The sequence below is a fragment of the Pseudomonas sp. GM55 genome (assembly GCF_000282395.1).
GTDB classification, from domain to species: Bacteria; Pseudomonadota; Gammaproteobacteria; order Pseudomonadales; family Pseudomonadaceae; genus Aquipseudomonas; species Aquipseudomonas fluorescens_CC.
In genome coordinates this window covers 54385-80349 of record NZ_AKJJ01000051.1, presented here as the reverse complement: position 1 = coordinate 80349, position 25965 = coordinate 54385, and the positions used below count along the sequence as shown (strand labels likewise).

Annotated in this window: 20 protein-coding genes; 7 read left to right on the top strand and 13 right to left on the bottom strand. The window is 57.8% G+C overall.

Features of this window, described 5'->3' with window-relative positions; genetic code table 11:
• Positions 1 to 100 precede the first annotated feature (100 nt).
• On the bottom strand, positions 101 to 2440 hold the full coding sequence (locus PMI31_RS14250; RefSeq protein WP_008018764.1) for a TonB-dependent receptor: 2340 nt from the start codon (positions 2438 to 2440) through the stop codon (positions 101 to 103).
• 207 nt (positions 2441 to 2647) lie between these two features.
• Here PMI31_RS14250 and PMI31_RS14245 point away from each other — a divergent pair, with 207 nt between their 5' ends.
• The 4 genes from PMI31_RS14245 to PMI31_RS14230 all read left to right on the top strand — a co-directional run bounded on the left by PMI31_RS14245 (position 2648) and on the right by PMI31_RS14230 (position 7595).
• Positions 2648 to 3328, top strand: a complete 681-nt coding sequence (locus PMI31_RS14245; protein ID WP_008018763.1) for a Fe2+-dependent dioxygenase — start codon at positions 2648 to 2650, stop codon at positions 3326 to 3328.
• Complete coding sequence (locus PMI31_RS14240) at positions 3329 to 4087, top strand: tetratricopeptide repeat protein (protein ID WP_008018762.1); 759 nt, start codon at positions 3329 to 3331, stop codon at positions 4085 to 4087.
• Positions 4088 to 4309: 222 nt separating this feature from the next.
• The gene (locus PMI31_RS14235) at positions 4310 to 6574 is read left to right on the top strand and encodes an alpha-xenorhabdolysin family binary toxin subunit A (RefSeq protein WP_008018761.1); all 2265 of its coding nucleotides are present in this window, start codon (positions 4310 to 4312) and stop codon (positions 6572 to 6574) included.
• Between the two features lie 124 nt (positions 6575 to 6698).
• Complete coding sequence (locus PMI31_RS14230) at positions 6699 to 7595, top strand: hypothetical protein (RefSeq protein ID WP_008018760.1); 897 nt, start codon at positions 6699 to 6701, stop codon at positions 7593 to 7595.
• Between the two features lie 48 nt (positions 7596 to 7643).
• On the opposite strand, the gene PMI31_RS14225 is transcribed toward PMI31_RS14230, so the two are convergent.
• The 5 genes from PMI31_RS14225 to PMI31_RS14205 form a co-directional block, all read right to left on the bottom strand.
• The gene (locus PMI31_RS14225) at positions 7644 to 8807 is read right to left on the bottom strand and encodes a type III PLP-dependent enzyme (RefSeq protein WP_008018759.1); all 1164 of its coding nucleotides are present in this window, start codon (positions 8805 to 8807) and stop codon (positions 7644 to 7646) included.
• A 671-nt stretch (positions 8808 to 9478) separates the two neighbouring features.
• The gene (locus PMI31_RS14220) at positions 9479 to 10636 is read right to left on the bottom strand and encodes an osmoprotectant ABC transporter ATP-binding protein OsmV (RefSeq protein ID WP_008018758.1); all 1158 of its coding nucleotides are present in this window, start codon (positions 10634 to 10636) and stop codon (positions 9479 to 9481) included.
• Positions 10633 to 11286 (bottom strand): ABC transporter permease, encoded by a 654-nt coding sequence (locus PMI31_RS14215; protein ID WP_008018757.1) that lies wholly within the window; start codon positions 11284 to 11286, stop codon positions 10633 to 10635. Before PMI31_RS14215 ends, PMI31_RS14220 begins: the two co-directional genes overlap by 4 nt.
• Positions 11287 to 11298: 12 nt before the next feature.
• Positions 11299 to 12192, bottom strand: a complete 894-nt coding sequence (locus PMI31_RS14210) for a glycine betaine ABC transporter substrate-binding protein (RefSeq protein WP_008018756.1) — start codon at positions 12190 to 12192, stop codon at positions 11299 to 11301.
• 21 nt (positions 12193 to 12213) lie between these two features.
• Positions 12214 to 12903, bottom strand: a complete 690-nt coding sequence (locus PMI31_RS14205) for an ABC transporter permease (RefSeq protein ID WP_177323567.1) — start codon at positions 12901 to 12903, stop codon at positions 12214 to 12216.
• 467 nt (positions 12904 to 13370) lie between these two features.
• On the opposite strand from PMI31_RS14205, the gene PMI31_RS14200 reads away from it, so the two are divergent.
• The 3 genes from PMI31_RS14200 to PMI31_RS14190 all read left to right on the top strand — a co-directional run bounded on the left by PMI31_RS14200 (position 13371) and on the right by PMI31_RS14190 (position 16810).
• Positions 13371 to 14954 carry a peptide chain release factor 3 gene (locus PMI31_RS14200; RefSeq protein WP_008018754.1) on the top strand — a complete coding sequence of 528 codons (1584 nt, stop codon included), beginning with the start codon at positions 13371 to 13373 and terminating at the stop codon, positions 14952 to 14954.
• Positions 14955 to 15171: 217 nt separating this feature from the next.
• Positions 15172 to 16407, top strand: a complete 1236-nt coding sequence (locus tag PMI31_RS14195; protein ID WP_043302387.1) for an MFS transporter — start codon at positions 15172 to 15174, stop codon at positions 16405 to 16407.
• A 145-nt stretch (positions 16408 to 16552) separates the two neighbouring features.
• Positions 16553 to 16810 (top strand): hypothetical protein, encoded by a 258-nt coding sequence (locus PMI31_RS14190; RefSeq protein ID WP_008018752.1) that lies wholly within the window; start codon positions 16553 to 16555, stop codon positions 16808 to 16810.
• 120 nt (positions 16811 to 16930) lie between these two features.
• Here the strand turns inward: PMI31_RS14190 and PMI31_RS14185 are convergent, their stop codons facing one another.
• The 7 genes from PMI31_RS14185 to PMI31_RS14155 form a co-directional block, all read right to left on the bottom strand.
• Positions 16931 to 17911: a peptide ABC transporter ATP-binding protein gene (locus PMI31_RS14185; RefSeq protein WP_008018751.1), complete on the bottom strand. Its 981-nt coding sequence runs from the start codon at positions 17909 to 17911 to the stop codon at positions 16931 to 16933.
• Positions 17911 to 18879 carry an ABC transporter ATP-binding protein gene (locus PMI31_RS14180; protein ID WP_008018750.1) on the bottom strand — a complete coding sequence of 323 codons (969 nt, stop codon included), beginning with the start codon at positions 18877 to 18879 and terminating at the stop codon, positions 17911 to 17913. The genes PMI31_RS14185 and PMI31_RS14180 overlap by 1 nt, the downstream gene beginning before the upstream one ends.
• Before the next feature lie 10 nt (positions 18880 to 18889).
• Positions 18890 to 19801, bottom strand: coding sequence for an ABC transporter permease subunit (locus tag PMI31_RS14175; RefSeq protein ID WP_008018749.1), 912 nt, complete (start codon positions 19799 to 19801; stop codon positions 18890 to 18892).
• Between the two features lie 10 nt (positions 19802 to 19811).
• On the bottom strand, positions 19812 to 20822 hold the full coding sequence (locus PMI31_RS14170) for an ABC transporter permease subunit (RefSeq protein ID WP_008018748.1): 1011 nt from the start codon (positions 20820 to 20822) through the stop codon (positions 19812 to 19814).
• Positions 20823 to 20895: 73 nt separating this feature from the next.
• Positions 20896 to 22491: an ABC transporter substrate-binding protein gene (locus PMI31_RS14165; RefSeq protein ID WP_008018747.1), complete on the bottom strand. Its 1596-nt coding sequence runs from the start codon at positions 22489 to 22491 to the stop codon at positions 20896 to 20898.
• Positions 22492 to 22569: 78 nt separating this feature from the next.
• Positions 22570 to 24003, bottom strand: coding sequence for an OprD family porin (locus PMI31_RS14160; protein ID WP_008018746.1), 1434 nt, complete (start codon positions 24001 to 24003; stop codon positions 22570 to 22572).
• A 175-nt stretch (positions 24004 to 24178) separates the two neighbouring features.
• Positions 24179 to 25780, bottom strand: coding sequence for an ABC transporter substrate-binding protein (locus PMI31_RS14155; RefSeq protein ID WP_008018745.1), 1602 nt, complete (start codon positions 25778 to 25780; stop codon positions 24179 to 24181).
• Between the last annotated feature and the right edge of the window lie 185 nt (positions 25781 to 25965).

The following is a 25965-nucleotide window of genomic DNA, read 5'->3' as shown; positions in this document are numbered from 1 at the left end:
TGGTCGTCAACGATAACGCGGTAAGCCTGATTCACCGCGTCGTTCTCGAGTTTCTCGCGAGCAAGCTCGCTCCTACAGTAGGTTGTCGGTCACATTTCCATCAGAAGTGGAAGTTGGTGCTCAGCAACGCGGTACGACCGGCCGCCTGGTTGGCGAAGTGAGTCGAGAACGCCTTGTCGTAGTAGGTTTCGTCGGTCAGGTTCTGCACGTTCAGTTGCAGGTCGACGTTTTTGCTCAGCTTGTAGGCTGCCATCGCGTCGTAACGAACGTAGGAATCAACCATGGTGGTGTTGGCGACGTTGCCGAACACGTCATCGACATAGAACGCACCGCCACCGATGGTCAGCTTCGGCGTGACCTGATAGGTCGTCCACAGGCTGGCGCTGTTTTTCGGCGTGTTAGGCAGTTGGTTGCCGTTGTTGATCTTGTTTGCTGGCAGGTCGCCACCATCGATTTGCTCGCTGTCCATGTAGGCGTAACCGGCGAACACTTGCCATTTGTCGGTGAGTTTGCCGCTGGCCGACAATTCGATACCTTGAACGCGGGTTTTGCCGACGTTTTCAAACGTGGTGGTGTTGGTTTGCACACGAGCGTTTTCTTTCTCGGTGCGGAAGATGTCGGCGGTCAGGGACAGACGATCGTTCAGCAGATCCCACTTGGTACCGATTTCGTAGTTCTTGGTGGTTTCCGGCTCCATGTCGCTTTTGAGCAGGTTGCCGTTGCGATCCGGTGTGCCACCCAACGGGTTGCCTTCCGAACCGTCGCCCAGGGTGTTGCCCGGCGGAGTGGCAGACGTCGCGTAGGAGGCATAGATGCTGCCGTTTTCCGCTGGTTTGTACACCACACCGAACTGTCCGGTGACGAATTCGCTGGTGTCATCGCCCTTGGACGTGGTCACGCTGGAACCGTCGAAGGTTTTGTATTTGGTATCGAAATGGTCGTAACGCAGGCCCATGTTCACCAGCCACTGCTCGGACAATGTCAGGGTGTCGAACACATACAGTGCGTAGGTGTCGGCCTTGGTGTCAGTGCCTGCGTAGTTGCGCGAGATGGCGCCGCTCCATGGATCATTCGGGTTCGGGTTGGACAGCGAGGTGCAGTTGAAACCGCTTGGCGCGCCGATCAGTGCCGGTGAGCAGTTGGTGCCTGATGGATTCTTTGGTGTCGTTGGCGTCAGTGGCGTGGTGTCCGTATTGACGTTGTACGAGGACTTTTCGTTTTCCTCGTGGGTGTATTCGACACCGGTGGAGAAGCTGTTCTTGAACCCGGCGATGTAGACATCGCCAAACAGGTCGGTCTGGTTGGTGGTGGTCTCGGTGTTGCTCACGCGGGTGTTCGCGCGGCGCCAGACGCTGCCGTTGTTGACGTTGCCTTTACTGTCGTCCGGCTGGGTCAGGATGTAATCCTGCATGCTGGTGCCGTGACGCAGGGTGTTCTTGATGGTCAGCGAGTCGCTCAGGTCGTGCTCGATGGCGAAGGTCGCCGTGTCGGTACGGGTCTTGCGGAAGTCGCGGTTGTCCAGGCCATAGAAGTTGCTGCTGTCGCCACCGTCATTCGGCTTGTCCGGGTTGGCCTTGGTACGCGCCGCCGAGCCTGCGGTCGGGATGCTGTACGGAATACCCGAGTCCGGCAGGTCGTTGCTTTCGAGATGGTAGTAGTCGAGGTTGACGCGGGTTTCGGTGCCCAGGCCGAAGGCCAGGGACGGTGCAACACCCCAACGGTCGTAGTTGACGCTGTCACGCCCGGCGACGTTGCTCTCGTGGCTCAACAGGTTCAGACGGCCAGCGGCGGTGTCGGTGAACTGGTAGTTGCCGTCGAAGGTGTAGCGCTGGGTCTGGTCGGAACCCCAGGTGAAACCACCGTCGAGCGAGTTGCCCAGGTGTGCTTTCTTGCTGACCAGGTTGATGCTGCCGCCGGCAGCGCCACGGCCGCCGATCGCGGAGTTCGGGCCTTTGCTGACTTCGATCGATTCAACGGCGAAGATCTCGCGGCTCTGGGAACCGGTATCGCGCACGCCGTCCAGGTAGGTGTCGCCCTGGGCGTCGAAACCGCGGATGAACGGGCGGTCGCCCTGCGGGTTGCCACCTTCACCGGCACCGAAGGTGATGCCCGGAACGGTGCGCAGCGCATCCTGCAAGTTGAGTGAGCCGGTGTCTTTCAAGACTTGTTGCGGAACTACGGTCACCGAGCGTGGCGTGTCGATCAGTGGCGCGGTGTACTTGGGCGAGGAGGCTTTCTCGACGTTGTAGGTCGTCTCGTCATGGGCTTCGCCGGTGATGGCGGTGGCGCCCAGGGAAATCACATTGTCCGGTGCTTTTTCGTCGGCTTTTTCCGCCGCGAAAACCATGTGGCCCGCGGAGCCGGCGGTAATCGCCATGCCGATGGCGGATGCGAGCAGACGTGGTGAACTGACCGGTACTTGTGGTTGTTGACGTGACATTTGGATTCCCCTCCCCAAGGATTTGAGGTCGCGGAATATAGGGTAAACAGGTATTCGTAACAATTGCGAAACATTACTATTCGCACTGAATTTACATTCTTTACAATTTAACCTTACGGTTTTTGCTGACTCATTCGTCAGATGTGTTTTACACAGGCAATAAGAATCAATACCATTGGCACCCCTTTGTTTTCAGGTGCCTTTGTCATGCTGCTGCACATTCCCGGCCTGTTCGAAAAAGACGAGGTGCAGCGCATCCGCGAAGCTCTGGAACAAGCCGATTGGGCTGATGGCAAGATCACTGCCGGCTACCAGTCGGCCAAGGCCAAGCACAACTTGCAGCTGCCCGAAGGGCATCCGCTGGCCAAGGAGATCGGCGCAGCGATGCTGGAACGGCTGTGGAAAAACCCACTGTTCATGTCGGCTGCACTGCCGCACAAAGTCTTTCCACCGTTGGTGAACTGTTACACCGCCGGTGGCAGTTTCGACTTCCATATCGACAACGCGGTGCGTCAGCCCAAAGGCAGCATCGAGCGGGTGCGCACGGATTTGTCTGCCACGCTGTTCTTCAGCGAGCCCGAGGATTACGACGGCGGCGAGCTGGAAATCCAGGACACCTTCGGCACTCAGCGGGTGAAGCTGCCTGCCGGCGACATGGTGCTGTACCCGGGCACCAGCCTGCACAAGGTCAACGCAGTGACGCGCGGGACGCGACTCGCCGCGTTTTTCTGGACCCAAAGCCTGGTGCGTGAAGACAGCCAGCGCGCCCTGTTGTTCGAGATGGACGGGGCAATCCAGCAACTGACCCACGACATGCCGGATCATCCGTCGCTGATCCGTCTGACCGGCACTTACCACAACCTGTTGCGCCGCTGGGTCGAGGTGTAAGTGGCGGATTTTCGCTTGCGCCGCGAGGAAGTCCTCGACGGCGATAGCCTCAAATCGATGCTCCTCGGAAGCCCTGCACGGGCAGCACAGGCGATTCTGCTCGTCGCCCGCGAAGGTGATGTCGATGCTCAGGCCATGCTGGGGCAAATTCTGCTGGACGGGCAGGGTATCGAACAGGATCAGCCGCTGGCCGTGCGCTGGTTCGAGATTGCCGCCCGGCGTGGGCATCTGATGGCGCGCAACATGCTCGGTCGTTGTCATGAACATGGTTGGGGTTGTACCGCCAATGCGACGATTGCCGCGAGGCATTACCGTGTCGCCGCTGAAGCCGGACTGGATTGGGCGATGTACAACTACGCCAATCTGTTAGCTACCGGACGCGGGGTGATCGAGGATCAGGTGCAAGCGCTGAATCTCTATCGCCGTGCCGCTGAACTGGGCCACGCCAAATCGATGAACCTGCTAGGGCGGTGCCTGGAGGAGGGTTCGGGCTGTTCGGTCGATACCGTGGCCGCGCACGAGTGGTATCGCCGCTCCGCTGAAGCCGGGGATTTTCGTGGCCAGTTCAGTTACGCCGGTATCCTGGCTGAGCAGACTAGGATCGAGGAGTGTCTGGCATGGTATCGCCGCGCGATGCTTGGCGGAAATCTTGCGTTTCTGAAGGTGGCAGCCCAGACATTGATGAGTGCGACAGACCCGCGTGTTCAGGCGTTGGCCGAGGAATATCAACAAAGGTCACAGTTGTTAAAAACTCTTTAAGAGTTTGTGTTGCATAGTTTTAGCTTGGTTGGAAATATCGTTAAATTCGGCTCTTTATGGTTTGTAATGTTGACTCGCTATTTTTGATTAAGTGAATACATTTTGAATTAAGTTAACATTTTGAGATTTTTGTTTTCTTGAATAGTCTATGTTCGAGGTTTAAGGCTGTTCTGGTCTTTGCTTTTTTGAACTGTTATTTTTTGACTAATTAATGGAGTAATTATGTCTAATGATCTTTTGTGGGGCGATGCATTAAAAAATGCAACACCAGAAGAAGTGGTAAAGTTTGCCATTGACGCACCAAAACTGTTTTCTGACGGTTCTGCCGGAATGCTTGAAGGATCCACCCGTGACTCGGGGTTATTGCTGACTAAAAAACAAATAATCGATTTACGCAAATACGAGGCAGCAGGCCTGGCGTTGCCCTATACCCTGGAAGATGTCAGGGACTATCTGAACTTTGGTGCAGGTCAGGATGGTGGCCAGGGACTGAAGCCCGAAGACTTCCTGAAAACTTTTTTGATAACCCGAGAACATGCCAAACGCTGGTCGCCACTGCGTGAGCGGATCATGCTGACCGGGCGTGGTCTCAAGGATTTTGCCGGCAGTATGTTGATCTATGGCGCTTCGATGAAAGAAGTCTACCGCGAAGTAAAAGCCTACGAAATTTTGGAAAAGCGCAACATCAAGACGCTGGAAGAGTTGAAGCAACTTGAGCTTGAGCTGGGTGACAAATTCCCCGGTATTGAGCTTGAAGATGACACCATCAGTACACTTGGTTATTATCTGAAGCGTATTTTTGAAAAAATCGATTCCAACCTGAGAACAGTTGGAGAAATCAAGAAAGGCCTTGATCTGTTTGGTTATGATCTGCGTGCGCACATCTTGCCAGGTATAAAGCTGAGAGTCGGTCTGATTGAAAATAGCTCTTTGGCGGATGATATTAAGCAGCTAAAAGCCAAGATCGATGAGCGTGCAAAAGAAATCGACATCAAAAACACCGAATATAAGGCCGCTGTTCAAGAAGCCCTGAAAGCTGCTGCCGGAATGAATATTGTCGGATTGGCGATGGCCATTTACATGGGAGTGGAAGCGGAAAACATCCGCGCCCGGCGCAACGAACTGTACGCCAAACAAGAAGAGGACATTCGGACTCTTACAAACAAGAACCAGACCCTGGGATCGCTGGCGCGGGTCAAGCATGATCTGCAAAGTCTGGAGATTGTCGCGGTCGACGCCGATATCGCCACGCAGAACCTGATGCATGTCTGGAGCGTTCTGCATCTGTGCATCAAGAACTCTCAGAGCTCGGTAGGTCGTATCAATGACGCATTGAGTCTCAAGATTTTCATGACTGAGTTTGAAGAAGTGGTTAGTCCATGGGAGCAGATTAAATTGGATTCGGACAAGCTGATTGAGGTTTTCAAAGAGGCGGACGAAGAATACGAGCGCAATTACGGAAAAACATCGCGTGCGATGGCATACACCGCATCGCGTGAGCAAACCTATCCGGCACTCGACCTGGCTACCTTGAAGGATAGCCATTCACAAATGAGCGAGCACCGCACACAGGCGCACGTATGGCGGGTAAAACTGGATTACTTGCCCGCTCTGTTTGATCGCTTCAATCGACTCGTCCAAGGCGTCGGTCAGGGGGCCATGGACCTGCAGACGGCGGCGCTTCAAAGCAGTAATGAATTAGAGGTCAGTCTGCGACGTCTGGACAGACTCGAGAAAGCGCTCGAAGAGGAAAGCGATGCCCAAGAGATCGAAGATATCAAAGCAGAACGCCAACAGCTATTGAACCAGGTTGCAGACGCGATTGGCCAGCAAGCCACTCGGGTTCGCAAGTGCCTGAAAGAAATCAGTGATACGTTCGACATGCGTTTGACGCTGGGTTACATCACCGACTTTGAACGTGATGAAGTGCAAGCAAAAGCGGAAATCGTCGTTCTGAGGGGGAAATTGGAAGCTCTCAAGGAAGAGCGTAAGCCTGTTATCGAGGCTATCGAGACTCTGGAAAAGAACGGCATCGAGGAGCTTGGCAAAAATATCTCACTGACTGTCGATAAGGTGGTGGCGCTGGGCCTGACACCTCCGCAAGTCGCGTTGGTAATGTTCGCTATCGACCAGCTCAAAAAGACCATCGGTGATATCGGCAAAGGTATTCGTTTTCTGGATATGGTTCGTGAAAGCGACAAGCTGCAAGAAAGAATCGCGACACTCGACAACGAAATCAATCTTCAAGACGGCGTCGCCAGTGCCTCGGCCGGCAAGATCAAATACCTGCAAGCCATTCACAAGATTGAAGAACAACGCAAAATCTACGTAGCGAATTACAGCCCGGTGATTAGCGCTTTTGAACGGTACCTGGCCGCTACCGACAAGGATACCTTTACCGATGATGACGTTCGCAGCGCTACGTTCAAAGCGCAAGCGAATTTGTTCATTGCATTCATTGCTCCTGTTTCAGTCCCTAACATCTAGGTTGGGCTGAGCACGCCATTGATCCGTGTTAATCGAGGTGCCATGACACACCGGTTAACACGGTTAGCCAAACGATATCTGGCTGTTGGCCATTGATGGTTTGCCATGTTTGAGGAAACCACAGATGCTTGATTATTTATTGGCAGAAAAGAATTTTACTGCCTTAAAACAATACGTTGATTTTTTGAGAGAGTTGCCCAAGGCGCTGGAGGAAATCAACCGATTTTCCGATGGCATGGCTCGAGCCGGGCATACCCTGTTGTCTCCACCCAATGCTCCGGCATTGATTCAGGTCGCGCTCGCCAACGCACAATGCTGGGGCGCGATCGGCATCACCGTACCTTTGTTGGGCAACACATCCGCTCGGATACTGCACGACATGAGCAGTTTTATCAGCGAGTTTCAGGCCATTGTCTCCGTCGCTCAGAATCGACGATTGCCAATTTCCGTGATTGATCCGCAACAGTTCACAGTTGTGAGATCTGCCGATTGGGGGAGTGCCCCTTGTGCTGATGTGATTGATGTTCTGCGCGAACTCGATGCTCGGCTGGGTTATTGCCAACATGCTGTGTCGGATTTCAAAGCGCAAGTGACAAATCTCGCTGAATCGATCCATGGCATTTTTGTTCGCTTTATCGAATCGCTGACGATGCCACTGTGCAGTTGCGACGGTCCAATCCCCAAGATCGAGGCCTACTACGTTTTGGGTCGAGTTGGTCTACCGGGTATGGGCTATGATCCAGGCCAATGGTACTCGGAAGAACAACGACAGGCGTTCGCCCGAGCGCATGTCGGGCAGTTGTTCAATCTTCACCGGCGTGCCGGTGTGGCAGCGAGCAATCTCGGCGACTTCTGTTTCCGGTGGGTGTACATGCTGGATGAGGCGAGGCGAACGCTTCAAACCCATCACAGCAATCAGACGATGGCACGTGCCAAGGCTTCGCTGCCGTTGATCACGGACTCGCTCAGTGAAGTCGACGCCATGTCCAGGCAATTGGTGCAAATGGCCGAAGTGCTCTAAAAAAAAGCCCATGACATGTCATGGGCTTTTTGATTTGTGCGTGTGGTTTTACACGTAGAACGACTTTAGCGGCGGAAAGCCATTGAACTCAACAGCGCTATAGCTGGTTGTGTACGCACCGGTCGACAGCCAGTACAGGCGATCACCGATGGCCAGGTTCAGCGGCAGGCCGTACTTGTAGTTTTCGTACATGATGTCGGCGCTGTCACAAGTCGGGCCGGCGATGACCACTTCTTCCATCTCGCCCTTTTTCTCTGTCCAGATCGGGAACTTGATGGCTTCGTCCATGGTTTCGATCAGGCCGGAGAATTTGCCCACATCCGTGTACACCCAACGCTCTACCGCGGTACGGGATTTACGCGCGACCAGTACTACTTCACTGACCAGAATGCCGGCGTTGGCGATCAACGAACGGCCCGGTTCCAGGATGATTTCCGGCAAGTCATCACCGAAGTCTTCTTTCAGGAAGCGGATGATTTCCTCGGCGTAGGTTTCCAGGCTGTTGGTGCGGGTGATGTAGTTGGCCGGGAAGCCGCCGCCCATGTTGATCAGCTTGAGGTGAATGCCGTCTTCTTCCTTCAGGCGTTCGAAGATCACTTTGACCTTGGCGATGGCCGCGTCCCAGACGCTGATGTCGCGCTGCTGCGAGCCAACGTGGAACGAAATGCCGTAAGGCACCAGGCCCAGGTCACGGGCGAGGATCAGCAGGTCCATGGCCATGTCGGTCTGGCAGCCGAATTTGCGCGACAATGGCCAGTCGGCCGTGGTCGAGCCTTCGGTCAGGATACGTACGTAGACTTTTGCACCCGGTGCCGCCTTGGCGATGTTGCGCAGGTCGGCTTCGGAGTCGGTGGCGAACAGGCGCACGCCCTTCTCGTAGAAGTAGCGGATGTCCTTGGATTTCTTGATGGTGTTGCCGTAGCTGATGTGGTCGGCGCTGACGCCACGGCTCAGCACTTTGTCCAGCTCGTAGATCGAGGCGATATCGAAACTCGAGCCTTTTTCCTTGAGCAGGTCGATGATTTCCACGGCCGGGTTGGCCTTGACCGCGTAGTAGACCTTGGCGAATTCGAAACCGGCGCGCAGGTCGTCATAGGCCTGGGCAATCATCGCGGTGTCGATCACCACGAACGGGGTTTCCTGCTTGTCGGCGAACGCCTTCATTTTCTGAAAGGTTTCGCGCGCGAAATAGTCTTCGACCTGGATCGACATACGTTGGGACTCCTACTGGCAAACATCAGTAACAATGGGTGTAAGGGCAATCAGCCCTAGTGAACGTCCTCCGTATCCCCACTTTGGTTCGCCTACTTCCCAAGGCATGTCGCCGAAAGCAAAAAGGCCATGGGAGCGCTGCGCCCTTGGCCTTGCTGTCTCGTCGTCAGTACTTGAGCCGGATGGATCGTTTCCAGCATGGACGTTCGGCGCGAACTTTAGGGCGTGAGGGGCCTGAGATCAACTAAAAATGTCGCGTTTTCGCACTCTTCTGACGTGCGTTGCGGACATCACTCTTTGTAGCCGACCGAGATGACGGGAAGATGTTCCCCGATAATTTTCAAGTGTTAAAAATACCTGCACGTTCGACGCTTTTGTGTGCCAAGTTCTCGATAAGTACGATGGCGTCAATATGGGCGACGTTGGCGGCGAAAAGGTAGGTTGAGAGGGGTTTTGACTATTTCAGAGCGTGTTTCCGGATAGCTTTTGCAGACGCTACTGTTGATATTTTTTTCCGGCCTGTGAATTACTGGAAAATCGCACAGAACCTGTGGGAGCGAGCTTGCTCGTGATGATATTTTCACGGCCAGCATCGTAGTTGCCTGAAATGACGCCATCGCGAGCAAGCTCGCTCCCACAGGGTTTGTATTTTTACCGGGTAATGTCAGCTGTCAGGCGACCACCGCCTCGGCTGGCGAGACGATATTGGTCTTCATTCCACGGGAACGACCGGAGCTCAAATAAGCCGCTATCGACTCCTGCGTCACCTCGCCCAAAAATACCCGCTCGGCATCCATCACTGGCAACCACGCTCGATTGAACTCGTACATGCGCGACAGCAGGATGCGCAAGTGCTCGTCGTAGGCCGCCGTGGCGTTGAACTCGCGCAAGTACTGCGCGCAGGCACCGACCTGACGATGCAGGTCGCGGCGGCGTACGTAACCCAGGGCTTTATTCTCGGCGCAGGTGACCACCACATAACGCCGGTCATGCTCATCCATCAACTCCAGCGCTTCGGCGACAGAGGTCTGCGGGCTGACGGATGGCGCGTTGTCCGCCGCGTCTTCGGCTTTTACCAGCAGCAAGCGCTTGAGTGTGCTGTCCTGGCCGACGAAGTGGCTGACAAACTCATCCACCGGATGCGCGAGCAGCGTGTCCGGGTGATCGATCTGCAACAGCTTGCCGGCGCGGAAAATCGCGATCTTGTCGCCCAGCTTGATCGCCTCGTCGATGTCGTGGCTGACCATGATCACGGTCTTGTTCAGTGCCCGTTGCATTTCGAAGAACTCGTTCTGGATCATCTCACGGTTGATCGGGTCGACCGCACCGAACGGTTCGTCCATCAGCAGCAGCGGCGCATCCGCCGCCAGTGCGCGAATCACGCCGATCCGCTGTTGCTGACCACCGGACAATTCCCGTGGGTAACGATGCAGATACTGCTTGGGTTCGAGCTTGATCATGCTCATCAGCTCGCGGGCGCGGTCATGGCATCTCTGCTTGTCCCAGCCGAGCAGCTTCGGCACCACCACTATGTTCTCTTCGATGGTCATGTTCGGGAACAGGCCGATCTGCTGGATCACGTAGCCGATGTTGCGCCGCAGCGTCACTTCGTCGAGGCCGGTGGTGTCTTCGCCATTGATCAGGATCTTGCCCGAGGTGGGTTTGATCAGGCGGTTGATCATTTTCAGCGTGGTGCTTTTGCCGCAACCCGACGGCCCGAGGAACACGCAGATTTCGCCTTCATTGACGGTCAGGCTCACCGAGTCCACGGCTTTGACATCTTTGCCGTTGCTTTGGAAGGTCTTGCTGAGGTTTTGAAGTTCGATCATTTCAGGAGTCCTTTTGGAGTCAACGAGCGTTGCAGCCATTGCAAAAACAGGTCGGCGAAGATCGCCAGAAGACTGACCAGCAGCGCGCCGACGATCAGCATCGACATGTCGCTGCGGCTGATGGACGCGAGGATGAGTACGCCTAGGCCGCCGGCGCCGATAGTCGCGGCGATGGTCATCACGCCGATGTTCATCACCACGGCGGTGCGTACCCCGGCGAGGATTACCGGCACGGCGATGGGCAGTTCGACCATGCGCAGGCGCTGGCCGAAGGTCATGCCGATGCCGCGCGCGGCTTCGCGGATGCCCGGCTCTACGCCGGTCAGGGCCAGATAGGTGTTGCGCATGATTGGCAGCAGTGAATAAAGGAACACGGCGGTGATCGCCGGCATTGGCCCGAGGCCCTGGCCGAATTTCGAGTAGAACGGCAACAGCAGGCCGAACAGCGCAATCGACGGCACGGTCAGCAACACCGTGGCGCAGGCCTGCAATGGGCCGGCGAGACTCGGGAAACGCGTCATCAATATGCCCAGCGGCACACCGGTGAAGATCGCCAGGCTGACGGCAATACCGACCAGGGTGATGTGCTGCCAGGTCAGGTGCATCACCTGTTGCCAGTCGAGGTGGGAAAAGGCGTTCAGAAATTCCATGACTTTTCCTCCTTAATTGATGGGGTGCTGGCGCAGGAAATCAGCGGCCACGGCGGATGGGCTTTGGTGATCGACATCGACCCGGGCGTTGAGCTGGCGCATGGTTTCGTTGTCGAACAGTTCGGCCAGCGGCTTGAGTTGTTCGGCGAGTTTCGGATGTGCATCCAGGTACGCCTGACGCACCACCGGCGCGGCGGTGTAGTCCGGGAAGTAATGCATGTCGTCTTCCAGCAGCTTCAGGCCGAAAGCATTGAGGCGACCGTCGGTGGTGTAGACCAGGCCAGCGAACACTTGCCCGTTGCGCAGCGCTGTATAGACAAGCCCCGCGTCCATCTGCCGGATGTTCTTGCGGGTCAGGTTCATGTCGTAGAGCTTGACCATGCCGTCCAGACCGTCGGAGCGGTTGGCGAACTCGGTGTCCAGCGCCACCAGGTGATTGGTCCTGGCTTCGTCATGCAGCACTTTGTTCAGATCGCTGATGCTGTTGATCTGCGGGTATTCATCAACGACGTTTTTCGGCAGGGCCAGGGCGTAGGTGTTGCTGAATTTCGACGGAGTCAGCCAGACCAGGCCTTTTTTCGCGTCGAGTTCTTTGACCAGCGCGTAGGACTGTTCGCTGTCGAGTTTCTCGGTGACATGGTTGTAGGCCACCAGTGAGACCCCGGTGTATTCCCAGAGCATGTCCAGTTGCCCGCTTTCGTGGGCGCTGCGGGCGAGGTTGCTGCCCAGCCCGCCGGTGACCTGGGCGTCGTAACCCTTGCTGCGCAGGTATTGCGAAGTGATTTCCGCCAGCAGGGTCTGTTCGGTGAACACCCGGGCGCCGATGCGGATCAGTGGTTTTTCTGCGGCTTGGGCAATTCCTGCGAACAGCAGGACGCAGCCTAGTAAAAAGCTTGATGTCTTCATGAGAATTCCTTTGCCGAGGCGTTAAGACGGGCGCAAACCGCGTTCCAGCCAGAGACGGCTGGCGAGGGTGACCACGCCATCGAGCAGCAGGGCCAGCAGCGCGGTACACGCGGCGCCGAGCAGCAGTTGCGGCTGATTGTTCAGGGCAATGCCGGGGAAGATCAGGCTGCCGAGGCTGTTGGCGCCGATCAGGAACGCCAGTGGCGCGGTGCCGACATTGATCGCCAGCGCCACCCGCACGCCACCGACGATGATCGGCACGGCGTTGGGTAATTCGACTTTCCACAGCACCTGGCGCGGGGTCATGCCGATGCCGACAGCCGCTTCCTTGAGCGAGCCCTGGACGCTTTTCAGGCCTTCATAGGTGTTGCGCACAATCGGCAGCAATGAAGCGAGGAATAAAGCGAAGATCGCCGGCCCACTGCCGATGCCGAGGATGCCCAGGGCAATCGCGAGCACGGCCAGCGGTGGCACGGTGTTGCCGATGTTGAAGATCTGCATGAAGCGTTCGGCGCGGCCGACCATGGTCGGGCGGCTCAGGAAGATGCCGGCGGGGAGGCCCACGACAAGGGCGGCCAGCATTGAAGCGAGGACGAGAATCAGATGAGCTTGCAGGTAAAACAACAAATCGTCGCGGTAGTGTTCGATCGTGTTGATGCCGATCCAGTTGATCAGCAGGGCCAGGAGGGCGATTACCAGCGCGCCTCCCATCAGCCCTTTGCCATAGCGGATAGCCACAGGCGGACTCCTTTTTTTCAGTCGGCGAATACTTTTTCGTGTGGCAATGCCATTCCTGGCTGCCGAAAAAATGATCGCGATAAGCAGCTCGGCCGAACGTATTTCTCTGTAGGAGCGAGCTTGCTCGCGAAAAATGTCCTGACAACGTGTGCATTCAGATGCCCAGCGTTATCGTTGACGTTCATCGCGAGCGAGCTCGCTCCTACAGGGGGAACGCGTACGGCATTTCGAGCCATGAGCACAGCCTCGTCAGGCTGAATTGCAGGTGTTTAAAGCCCCCGACGAGTGGTCGTTACGGGGGAGTGGACGTCTCCGTGCTTCAAAAGGTTCCCATCCGGGGCAGCATTTGGCCACCCTTAATGTGCTCAACGGTTCGGTTCTTCGATCAACTTGGGCTATAATCTGCGCCCTTTTTTGAATCACCTGCCAGGCGATTTCCCATGACCAACCAGGCCGCCGAAGTCGCGAAACGCCGCACTTTCGCCATTATTTCCCACCCCGATGCCGGTAAAACCACGATCACTGAAAAGCTCCTGTTGATGGGCAAGGCGATTGCGGTGGCAGGCACGGTGAAATCCCGTAAATCCGACCGCCATGCGACGTCCGACTGGATGGAGATGGAGAAACAACGGGGTATTTCCATTACCACGTCGGTCATGCAGTTCCCGTATCGCGAACACATGATCAACCTGCTCGACACCCCGGGCCACGAAGACTTCTCCGAAGACACCTACCGCACCCTGACCGCGGTGGACTCGGCCTTGATGGTCCTCGACGGCGGTAAAGGCGTTGAGCCTCGTACCATCGCGCTGATGGACGTCTGCCGTCTGCGTGACACGCCGATCGTCAGCTTCATCAACAAACTCGACCGTGACATCCGCGATCCGATCGAACTGCTGGACGAGATCGAAGCCGTTCTGAAGATCAAGGCTGCGCCGATCACCTGGCCGATCGGTTGCTACCGCGATTTCAAAGGCGTGTATCACCTGGCCGATGACTACATCATCGTCTACACCGCCGGCCACGGTCATGAACGCACCGAAACCAAAATCATCGAGAAACTCGACTCCGACGAAGCCCGCGCGCACCTGGGTGACGAGTACGAGCGTTTCCTAGAACAGCTGGAACTGGTTCAAGGCGCTTGCCACGAGTTCAACCAGCAGGAGTTCCTCGATGGTCAACTGACCCCGGTATTCTTCGGTACGGCACTGGGCAACTTTGGTGTCGACCACGTTCTTGACGCTGTCGTCGATTGGGCGCCGCGCCCTCTGGCGCGGGTCGCCAACGAACGCACCGTGGAGCCGGTGGAAGAGAAGTTCTCGGGCTTCATCTTCAAGATCCAGGCGAACATGGACCCGAAACACCGCGACCGCATCGCCTTCATGCGCATTTGCTCCGGCAAGTACGAAAAAGGCATGAAGATGCGTCACGTGCGTACCGGCAAGGACGTGCGGATCGGCGACGCGCTGACCTTCTTCTCCTCCGAGCGTGAGCAACTGGAAGAAGCCTTCGCCGGCGACATCATCGGCCTGCACAACCACGGCACCATCCAGATCGGCGACACCTTCAGCGAAGGCGAAGTTCTGGGCTTCACCGGCATCCCGCACTTCGCCCCGGAATTGTTCCGTCGCGTACGCCTGCGCGATCCGCTGAAATCCAAGCAACTGCGCCAGGGCCTGCAACAACTGGCCGAAGAAGGCGCGACCCAGGTGTTTTTCCCGGAGCGCAGCAACGACATCATCCTCGGCGCCGTCGGTGTGCTGCAGTTCGATGTGGTCGCCAGCCGCCTGAAAGAGGAATACAAGGTCGAGTGCTCCTACGAGCCGATCACCGTTTATTCCGCGCGCTGGATCGAATGCAGCGACAAGAAGAAGCTTGAGGAATTCTCCAACAAGGCTGTGGAAAACCTGGCATTGGACGGCGGCGGTCACTTGACCTACCTCGCGCCGACGCGGGTCAACCTGGCGTTGATGGAAGAACGCTGGCCGGACGTGAAATTCCGCGCGACCCGTGAGCATCATTAAGCGCTGAATGGCGACACCGCAAAGCCCACTGTGAAAACAGTGGGCTTTTTTTGTGGGTTGAAATTGTGGTCGAGGTGATTGCGTAGGTCTTTTTCTGCGCACTTGTAGCTTGCCTCTGCTTTTGACCCATGGGGGATTTCGTCCGCGACAAGTCTGCCGTTGGCGTTTAGTGTCCAAAGGACATTTCGCAAACAGTGGCCTTTTGATGATCAAGGGAATGATGCGTCGGCTGACCCATCTGCTGCGGCTGGATGGCTATTTCTGCGTGATGGCCTGGGTGCTCGCGGCGCTGTTGTTCATCAATCGGCTCAGCAGCATGGTCAAGCTGTTCATGGCGCTGTACCTGCGTCAGGAGCTGGGGCTGGCGATTGAAACCGTCGGCTGGCTGCTGTCGGCCTACGGTGCCGGTCTGCTGGTCGGTTCAATGCTCGGCGGGTTGCTCAGCGATCATGTGCCCACGGCACGGCTGACCGCGGCGCTGTTCTTCGTTTCGGTGTGGGTGCTGATCTTGCTGGGGGTGGTCACGCAGGTGCCGCTGCTGGCCGGATTGCTCTTGCTCAGCGGGGCCGTCGATGGGGCGATCCGTACGCTGCATCAACGGCTGATCATGGAGTATTGCGACGTTGCGCAGCGTTCCCGGGCACAGGCCTTGAGCCGGGTGGCTCGCAACCTCGGGATGGCCGCTGCCGGGGTGGCGGGCGGCGTTTTGGCGCAGACGGATTTCCGTTGGGTTTTCCTCGGCAGCGCGGCGATGACGTTGCTGGCCTTGCTGTGGTTTGTCCACACCACGTGGCGTCGACCGGTGCTGATCCCTGACGAGAAACCCGATACCGCCTCAAGCTCAAGCCAGCCATATCACGACAAACCATTCCTCTGGTTGCTGGCGGCAACGGTTCTGCTGGGTATGGCGTTCGACACGATTTACAGCACGCTGGGCAACTATCTGCGTGATTACTACCGCTTGAGCACCGAGACGATTGGCTGGCAGTTCGGGCTCAATGCACTGCTGGTGGTGTCATTGCAGATTCCGTTGTCGCACTGGGGCGAACGCTGGGGAATGCGTCGGCAACTGGTGGCCGGCAGTCTGTTGCTGGCCTGTGGGCTCGGTATGTTGCCGTTGGGTTCCGGGCTGTTTTATGCCTGCCTGTCGACGGTGATCTGGACGCTGGGCGAGGCGCTGTTCATGCCACCGCTGAATATGTTGGTCATGCAGCATGCGCAAAGCGGAAAAAGCGGGCAGTACTTTGGCCTCTTCTTCATGAGCTGGAGCGCGAGCGCGCTGATGTCGCCAGTGGTTGGCGGTCAGTTATACGGTCATTTTGGCGGGCACAGTGTGTGGCTGGTCAGTGCGACGCTGGCGCTGATGTCCATACCGCTGATTTATCAGGCTACCCGTTCGCGTGAGCCGGACGCGATTTCCGGGCAAACGCGCAAAGCAGGTTCGCTTAGTTGATTCGGCGATTGGGTTTATTCGAAACCAGTCTTTCCATCCACGGCATTTCCAGCCGCTCGCTAGCGTCCTGTCTGGTGAACCCGGCTGATCGGAACTAGATTTCACTCAGCACCAGATAGGCACTCAACGAAAGGAGGAGTCGGCTATGAACAGGTTGCTACGCGTTTTACTGCTGTTGAAAGTGATGGTGATGCTGTCCCTCGGCACCGCGACGGCCTGGGCCGAATGTGAGAATCACGATACTCAGGCATTCAGCGGACAGGTGGGACATAGCGGATTGATGCTCGCCAAGTCCGAGTCCGAGCCGGGAGATAAGGGGCAGGGTGGTGCCGACAACGGCGACGACTCGACCACTGACGAACCGGACTCCGATGATGAAGAAGAAGGCGACAGCCAGACCTGATCGCTGAATGGCCCGCAAAAGAAAACCCCTTCTGCCTCGACTGATGCGCAATCGAAGTGGAAGGGGTTGGGTTAATCCGTGAATCCCGGCAGGAGCGAGCAAGCTCGCTCCTGCCGTTTTTTATGCCGCGCCGTCGAGGAATTGCTCGGCGTAGTGGCAAGCCACCTGGCGTCTGTCGAGCAGGCGCAGGGCCGGCTCTTCAGTGCTGCAACGCTCGGTGGCGTACGGGCAGCGCTTGTGGAAGGCGCAGCCGGACGGCGGGTTCAGTGGGTTGGGCAACTCGCCGACGATCTTGATTTTCGGCTTGTTCGGGTCCGGGTGAATCGTCGGCGTGGCCGACAGCAGTGCCTGGGTGTAAGGGTGCAGAGGACGTTCGTAGATGTCGTTCTTCGGACCCATTTCGACCGGGCGACCGAGGTACATCACCATCACGTCATCGGCAACGTGTTGCACCACCGCCAGGTTGTGGGAAATGAACACATAGGCGGTGTTGAACTCTTGCTGCAGATCCATGAACAGGTTGAGTACCTGTGCCTGGATCGACACGTCCAGTGCCGATGTCGGTTCGTCCGCCACCAGCACTTTCGGTTGCAGCATCATCGCGCGGGCCAGGGCGATCCGCTGGCGCTGACCGCCGGAGAACATGTGCGGATAACGCTGGTAGTGCTCGGGACGCAAACCCACCTGCTTCATCATCGCCTGGACTTTCTCACGGCGTTCCGCGGCGCTCAGGTTGGTGTTGATCAATAATGGCTCTGCAAGCTGATCACCGACTTTCTGCCGTGGGTTCAACGAGGCGTATGGACTCTGGAACACCATCTGCACGTCTTTGCGCAGTTGTTTGCGCTGGGCCTTGTCGGCACCGGCGACTTCCTGTCCAGCAATTTTCAGGGAGCCGGAGGACGGCTCCTCGATCAGGGTCAGGGCACGAGCCAGGGTGGATTTGCCGCAGCCCGATTCACCAACGACGGCGAGGGTCTTGCCGGCTTCCAGTTCGAACGATACGCCGTTGAGGGCGCGCACGGTGGCGTGCCCCTTGAACAGGCCTCGGGACACCTCGTAGTGACGGGTCAGGTCGCGGGCGGTAAGAACGACGGCCATTACGCCACCTCCTGGTTCAGCGGGTAGAAGCAGCGAGCGAGGCTGTTGCTTTTCGGGTCAAGGGCCGGACGTTGTTGACGGCAGTTGTCTTTCACGTAAGGGCAGCGTGGCGACAGCAGGCAACCCTGCGGACGGTCGTAGCGACCGGGAACGATACCCGGCAGGGTCGACAGGCGCGAGGCACCCAGGCTGTGTTCCGGAATCGCCTTGAGCAGCGCTTCGGTGTACGGGTGTGCCGGAATGTCGAACAGTTGCGGCACATGACCGACTTCGACCGCTTGACCTGCGTACATCACGCACACGCGCTGGGCGGTTTCGGCCACGACGGCGAGGTCGTGGGTGATCAGTACCAGGCCCATGTTCTGCTCTTTCTGCAACGCCAGCAGCAGGTCCATGATCTGTGCCTGAATCGTCACGTCCAGTGCCGTGGTCGGTTCGTCGGCGATCAGCAGTTTCGGCTCGCCGGCAATCGCCATGGCAATCGCGACACGCTGGCTCATGCCACCGGACAGTTGATGCGGGTAGGCGTCCATACGGCTGGCGGCACCCGGGATTTCAACTTTTTCCAGCAGTTCGATGGCACGCTTGCGCGCAGCCTTGCCGGACATTTTCAGGTGCAGGCGCAGTACTTCTTCGATCTGGAAACCGACGGTGTAGCTCGGGTTCAGCGCGGTCATCGGATCCTGAAAGACCATGGACAGGTCTTTACCGACGATCTGCCGACGCTGGCGATTGTTGAGCTTGAGCATGTCCTTGCCGTCAAAGCTGAGCGAGTCGGCGGTGACGATGCCTGGATGCTCGATCAGCCCCATCAGCGCCATCATGGTCACGGATTTGCCGGAACCGGACTCGCCGACGATGGCCAGCACTTCGCCCTTGTCCACTTTCAGGTCGAGGCCATCGACGACTGGCGTGGCGTTTTTGTCGCCGAAGCGAACGTTGAGATTCTTGATTTCTAACAGTGACATGGGAATCTCCTCAGGCGGCGTTCTTGAGTTTCGGGTCCAGCGCATCGCGCAAGCCGTCGCCCATCAAGTTGATTGCCAGCACGCTGAGCAAAATGGTCAAACCAGGCAGGCTCACCACCCACCAGGCGCGTTCGATGTAGTCGCGGGCCGAAGCCAGCATGGTGCCCCACTCAGGGGTTGGCGGTTGTACGCCAAGGCCGAGGAAGCCCAGTGCGGCGGCATCGAGGATCGCCGAAGAGAAGCTCAGGGTGGCCTGAACGATCAGCGGCGCCATGCAGTTCGGCAGCACGGTAACGAACATCAGGCGTGGCAGGCCGGCACCGGCCAGGCGCGCGGCGGTCACGTAGTCGCGGTTCAGTTCACCCATTACCGCAGCACGGGTCAGGCGAACATAGGACGGCAGGGACACCACGGCGATGGCGATCACGGTGTTGATCAGGCCAGGGCCGAGGATGGCGACGATCGCCACGGCCAGCAGCAGGGACGGCAGGGCCAGCATGATGTCCATCAGACGCATGATGGTCGGGCCGACCACGCGCGGGAAGAACCCGGCGAACAGACCCAGCAGGATCCCCGGGATCAGCGACATGACAACCGACGACAAACCGATCATCAAGGACAGGCGCGAGCCAGTGATCAGGCGCGACAGCAGGTCGCGACCCAGTTCGTCGGTGCCGAGCAGGAACTGGATCTGCCCACCTTCCAGCCAGGCTGGCGGGGTCAACAGGAAGTCACGGTATTGCTCGCTCGGGTTGTGGGGTGCAACCCACGGCGCAAAAATGGCGCAGAAAATCACCAGCAGCATGAACATCAGGCCGGCGACGGCACCTTTATTCTTGGAGAACGCTTGCCAGAATTCTTTGTAGGGCGATGGGTACAGCAGGCTTTGATCGACTGCTACCGATGGAATTGGAGTGGTCATGGTCATGATCTCAGCGCTGATGACGGATGCGTGGGTTGGCAAAGCCGTAGAGGATGTCCACTACGAAGTTGACCAGAATCACCAGGCAGGCGATTAACAGGATGCCGTTCTGCACCACTGGATAGTCTCGGGCGCCAATGGCTTCGATCAGCCATTTGCCGATGCCGGGCCACGAGAAGATGGTTTCGGTCAGGACCGCACCGGCCAACAGGGTGCCGACTTGCAGGCCGACTACCGTCAGTACCGGAATCAGCGCGTTACGCAGACCGTGCACAAACACCACGCGCGACGGCGACAGGCCCTTGGCCTTGGCGGTGCGAATGTAGTCTTCACGCAGCACTTCGAGCATCGAAGAACGGGTCATCCGCGCGATCACCGCCAGCGGGATGGTGCCCAGCACGATGGCCGGCAGGATCAGGTGGTGCAGGGCATCGACGAACGCACTGACGTCATCGGCCAGCAGTGTGTCGATCAGCATGAAGCCGGTGCGCGGCTCGATGTCGTAGAGCAGGTCGATCCGCCCGGACACCGGGGTCCAGCCCAGGCTTACCGAGAAGAACATGATCAGGATCAGGCCCCACCAGAAGATCGGCATCGAGTATCCCGCCAGGGAGACCCCCATCACTCCATGGTCGAACAGGGACCCTCGCTTGAGTGCCGCGATCACCCCGGCCAGAAGACCCAGGATGCCGGCGAACAACATGGCGGCCGTGGCCAGTTCCAGGGTCGCGGGGAATAGAGAGCTGAACTCGGACCAGACGCTTTCACGGGTTCGCAGGGATTCACCGAGGTCGCCGTGGGCCAGTTTGCCGATGTAATCCAGGTACTGGGCATACAGGGGTTTGTTCAGACCTAGGCGTTCCATTGCCTGAGCGTGCATTTCCGGGTCGACTCTGCGTTCGCCCATCATGACTTCCACAGGGTCGCCAGGGATCATGCGAATCAACGCGAATGTCAGCAAGGTGATGCCGAAAAACGTGGGGATCAGTAACCCCAGTCGGCGGGCAATAAAACTAAACATCGTAAGGTGTACCTCATCAGCCGGTTAGGCGTGCCCGGCATGCCTGGGTCAGGCATGCCGGGAGTTTTCTTATCTACTTCACCTGGGTGGTGGCGAAGTTATTCGTGGTGAGGGGGCTAATGTTATAGCCCTCTACGTTGTTGCGCATGGCGGTAAACATTCTAGTGTGCGCCATGCTGATCCATGGCTGGTCCTGGTTGAAAACAACCTGGGCCTGCTCGTAGAGCGCTGCACGCTCGGCCGGATCGGTTTTTTCCCGGGCCTGGTCGATCAGCGCCTGGAACTTGTCACTGCACCAGCGGGCGTAGTTTTCTCCGTTCTTGGCCGCTTCACAACTGAGCATAGGCGTAAGGAAGTTATCCGGGTCGCCGTTATCGCCCGCCCATCCGGCGGAAACCATGTCGTGCTCGCCGTTCTTCGCGCGTTTGAGCATTTCGCCCCATTCCATCACGCGAATGTCGATCTTGATCCCGACCTTGGCCAGGTCGGCTTGCATCATCTGCGCGCCGAGCATCGGGTTCGGGTTGGTCGGACCGCCACCGTTGCGGGTGAACAGAGTGAACGTGGTGCCTTCCGGTACGCCGGCTTCCTTGAGCAGGGCGCGAGCCTTGTCCAGGTCACGGGGCGGGTTCTTCAGGCTGTGGTTGTAGCCCAGCAGGGTGTCCGGGTACGGGTTGACCGCTGCTGTTGCATTGCCTTTGCCGAACAGGGCGTTGACGTAGGCTTCCTTGTCGAAGGCGATGTCGATGGCTTTGCGCACCCGCACATCACTCATGTATTTGTGCGTGGTGTTCATGGCGATGTAGGAAACGGTCATGGCGTTCAGTTCATCGACTTTCAGCTTGTCGTCTTTCTTGATGCTCGGAATGTCATCCGGCTTCGGATAGAGCGCGACCTGGCATTCGTTGGCCTTGAGCTTCTGCAGGCGCACGTTGTTGTCGGTCGCGATGGCCAGGATCAGCGAATCGGCCGGCGGTTTGCCGCGGAAGTAGTCCGGGTTGGCCTTGAAACGAACCTGAGCGTCCTTGGCGTAACGCTGGAAAACAAACGGGCCGGTGCCGATCGGTTTGCTGTTCAGGTCGCCAGTCTTGTTGGCCTTGAGCAACTGGTCGGCGTATTCGGCCGGGTAGATCGAGGAGAAGGCCATGGCGATGTCGGCCAGGAATGGCGCTTCGCGACGGGTCAGGGTGAACTTGACCGTGTTGTCGTCGACTTTCTCTACGCTCTTGAGCAGCTCTTTGAAGCCCATGCTTTCAAAGTACGGGAAGCCCACGCTCGACAGCTTGTGCCACGGATGATTCGGGTCCAGCTGACGCTGGAAGCTCCAGACCACGTCGTCGGCGTTCATGTCACGGGTCGGCTTGAAGTATTCGGTGGTGTGGAACTTGACGCCTTTACGCAGATGGAAGGTGTAGTTCAGGCCGTCTTCGCTGATGTCCCAGGACTCGGCCAGCGCCGGAATCACTTCGGTGGTACCGGGCTTGAAGTCCGCCAGGCGATTGAAGATGGTTTCGGCCACGGCATCGGCGGTGACTGCAGTCGTGTACTGGACCATGTCGAAGCCTTCGGGGCTGGCTTCGGTGCAAACCACCAGGGGTTTGGCCGAGACGCCGACAGCGACACTGAGCAAAGCAGCCGCGATGGCCGCACGTAGGGGAAGCATTTTCATCAAGAACCCTCTGCAATCAGTTAAAGGACAAAAGCCGAACGGCCGATTCATCGCTGAACCCACCGTTCGGCAGCGGTATTACAGGATGTTGAACGGAACCGTGGTCACGAGACGGAACTCGTTGATGCTGCCGTCAGCCTGGTTTTCGCTGGCACGGTGAGCGGTGTAGGTGCCGCGGATCGTGGTGGCCTTGAGCGGGCCGCTCTGCACGGCGTAGGTCGCGCCGATGCCATATTCATAATGGGTTTCGCCATCCTGGGCCTGGATGCCGTCGTAACCCTTGCCTGCCACGCCGCCGTTGCCGGTGTAGTGAGTACCGTCGATGCCCCAGCCGCGCGCCTGGTAGATGTTGAACTTCAGGCCTGGTACGCCGTATTCGGCCATGTTCAGACCGTAGGCAACCTGGAACGATTTTTCGTTCGGGCCGTTGAAGTCCGACAGCAGGGAGTTGGCCAGGTAGATACCGTTGGTTTCGTGCAGGTAGTCGAAGTACTCGTTACCGTTCACTTCCTGGTACGAGAAGGTCAGGGTGTGGGCCTGGTGGGTCAGGCCGAACGACAGCGAGTAGGTGTCGTTGTCGATATCGCCGATCAGGGCTTTACCGGTTTCTTTGGTTTTGTAGTAGTTCAGGCCGGTGGTCAGGCTCAGTACCTGGCTATCGCCCAGTACGTGAGAGGCGCCGAAGTAGTACTGGTTCCAGATGTCTTCAGCCTGGGTCGCCCAGAGGCTGGTGGTCAGGCTGGCGAGCGGGTTGTAGGTGATACCGCCGGTGTAGACGTGGTCGGTTTCGACGATGCCGTTGGCGTATTCGGTGCGGAATTTACGCTGACTTTCTTCGGTACGCGGTGAGTTGCGGTCGAAGGTGGCCAGGTCGAAGGCCAGGTTGTTCAGCTCTTCGCTGTGGATGGCCAGACCTTCGAAGCTCGAAGGCAGGGCACGGTTGCCGATCACGTCGACCATCGGGCTGCTGAAGTTCATGCGGCCGGCGGTCAGGGTGGTGTTGGAGACACGGGCCTTGACGTTGGCCAGGCCCAGTTTGCTCCACTGGCCTTGAGCGTCGCCGCCTTCCTTGGTCAGGGTACGGTTGTTGCCCGCGCCAGGACGAGTGCCCGGTGCGCCACCGTTGTTGGATGCCAGGTCCTTGCGGTCGCGATCCAGGGCGATCGCGTTGTAGGCCGCCACTTCAGTGCTGAAACCGACTGTGCCTTCGGTGAAGCCAGAGTTGTACTTGAGGATGGTGCCCTGGACCCAGTTGATCCGGCGATCGGTCGGGGTCGAAACGCCGTCCTTCTTGTAGGCGAATTTGGCGCCGCGTTGCAGTTGCTCGTTGGCGTACCAGTTACGCGTGGTGCCGGTGATCGACTGGCCTTCGACAAAGCCGGTGGCTTCGCTCTGGGCGCTTTTTTCGTTCACGGTAACCGGGGTGAAAGCCTGGCTTTGGGTTTCTGCGTAAGCCGTAGCGGTTACGCTGCTGATGGCCAAGGCCAATAACGCGGTGCTGCTCAGTTTCATGGGTAAAGCTCCTTACTTTCTTTTTTTATACCGGTCGTTTTTTTTGTGATCCGGCTATTGGTTTAGAACTCATTCAGGGCAACGCAAACGTTTGCTGTCAGCCAAATTGGCGAAAGACGGCAAAGCGTCTGCGTGAGGGCGGAAAATCCGCCCCCTGGCATTTCTGGCTAATCGGTTATTTTTCTATGCTGACACCCGAGAACACATTGCGGCCGAACGGGCTCACCTTGAACCCTTCGATTTTGGCGCTCAGCGGCTGGTTGACCGTTGAGTGGGCGACTGGCGTGATCGGCACTTGCTGTTTGAGCAACTGCTGCGCCTGTTTGTAGAGCTGGGTGCGCTGGTCTCGGTCGGTGACGACCTTGGCCTGCTTGATCAGCTTGTCGTAAGCCGGATCACACCACATCGAGTAGTTGTTGCCGCCAATGGCGTCGCAGCTGTAGAGCGTGCCCAGCCAGTTGTCCGGATCACCATTGTCACCCGTCCAGCCGATCAGGCTGATGTCGTGCTCGCCATTCTTGGTGCGCTTGATGTACTCGCCCCACTCATAGCTGACGATCTTGACCTTGAGGCCGATCTTCGCCCAGTCAGCCTGGAGCATCTCGGCCATCAACTTGGCGTTGGGATTGTACGGACGCTGGACCGGCATGGCCCAGAGGGTGATTTCGGTGCCTTCCTTGACGCCAGCAGCCTTGAGCAATTCCCGGGCTTTTTCCGGGCTGTAGGCGGCGTCCCTGATCGTATCGTCGTAGGACCATTGGGTCGGCGGCATGGCGTTGACCGCCAGTTGCCCCGCGCCCTGGTAAACGGCATTGAGAATGCCTTGCTTGTTCACTGCCATGTCCAGCGCCTGACGCACTTCGAGCTGGTCGAACGGTTTGTGGCGCACGTTGTAGGCAATGTAGCCGAGGTTGAAACCAGGCTTCTCGATCAGTTGCAGGGCAGGGTCGTTCTTCAGGGCGGTCACATCGGCAGGGCGCGGGTGCAGGGTGATCTGGCACTCGTTGGCCTTGAGTTTCTGCACGCGCACCGAGGCGTCGGTGTTGATGGCGAAAATCAGGTTGTCGAGCTTGACCCGGCTCGGGTCCCAGTAATGCTGGTTGCCGGTGTAACGGATGTTCGAGTCTTTCTGGTAGCTCTTGAACACGAACGGCCCGGTGCCGATCGGCTTCTGGTTGATGTCGCTTGGCTTGCCCTGCGCCAGCAGCTTGTCGGCGTATTCGGCCGAAAGAATGGCGGCGAAGCTCATGGCGATGTTCTGGATGAACGCGGCGTCCACGCTGTTGAGCGTAAAGACTACGGTCAGCGGCCCGGTCTTTTCGACCTTGGCGATGTTCTTGTTCAGGCTCATGCCGTTGAAGTACGGAAACTCTGTCGGGTAAGCCTTACGGAAAGGTTGTTGCGGGTCGAGCATGCGATTGAACGTGAACAGCACGTCATCGGCGTTGAAATCACGGGTCGGCGTGAAATATTTGGTGGTATGAAACTTCACCCCTTCGCGCAGGTGAAAGGTGTACTTTAGGCCGTCCTCGGAAATATCCCAGCTCGTGGCAAGGCCCGGTACGACGTTGGTCGCGCCTTTCTCAAACTCTGCCAATCGGTTGTACAGCGGCTCGGCGGCATCGTTGTCGGTCGCAGTGGTGTACTGCGCCGTATCAAAACCGGCGGGGCTGCCTTCGGAGCAGAACACCAGGCTGTTGTTGGCGGCCTGGCTGATGGAAGTGGCGGCCAACAGGCCGGTGCCCAGCAATGCGGATAAAACCAAGGTATGGCGCATAACGCTCCCTTTTCTCTCAAAGTGTTGTCAATGAGCCGCCGTCCCGTCCGCAGACGTAGAGGCATCACTGATTTCAAGCCATGCACGCGGCAGTAACCGATGACCCACGCATGCACTGGTCGGATCCCGACGGTATGAACCATGGGTCCGGCAGTAAATGCGTAAAGTCCTAAAGACTCGTAGGA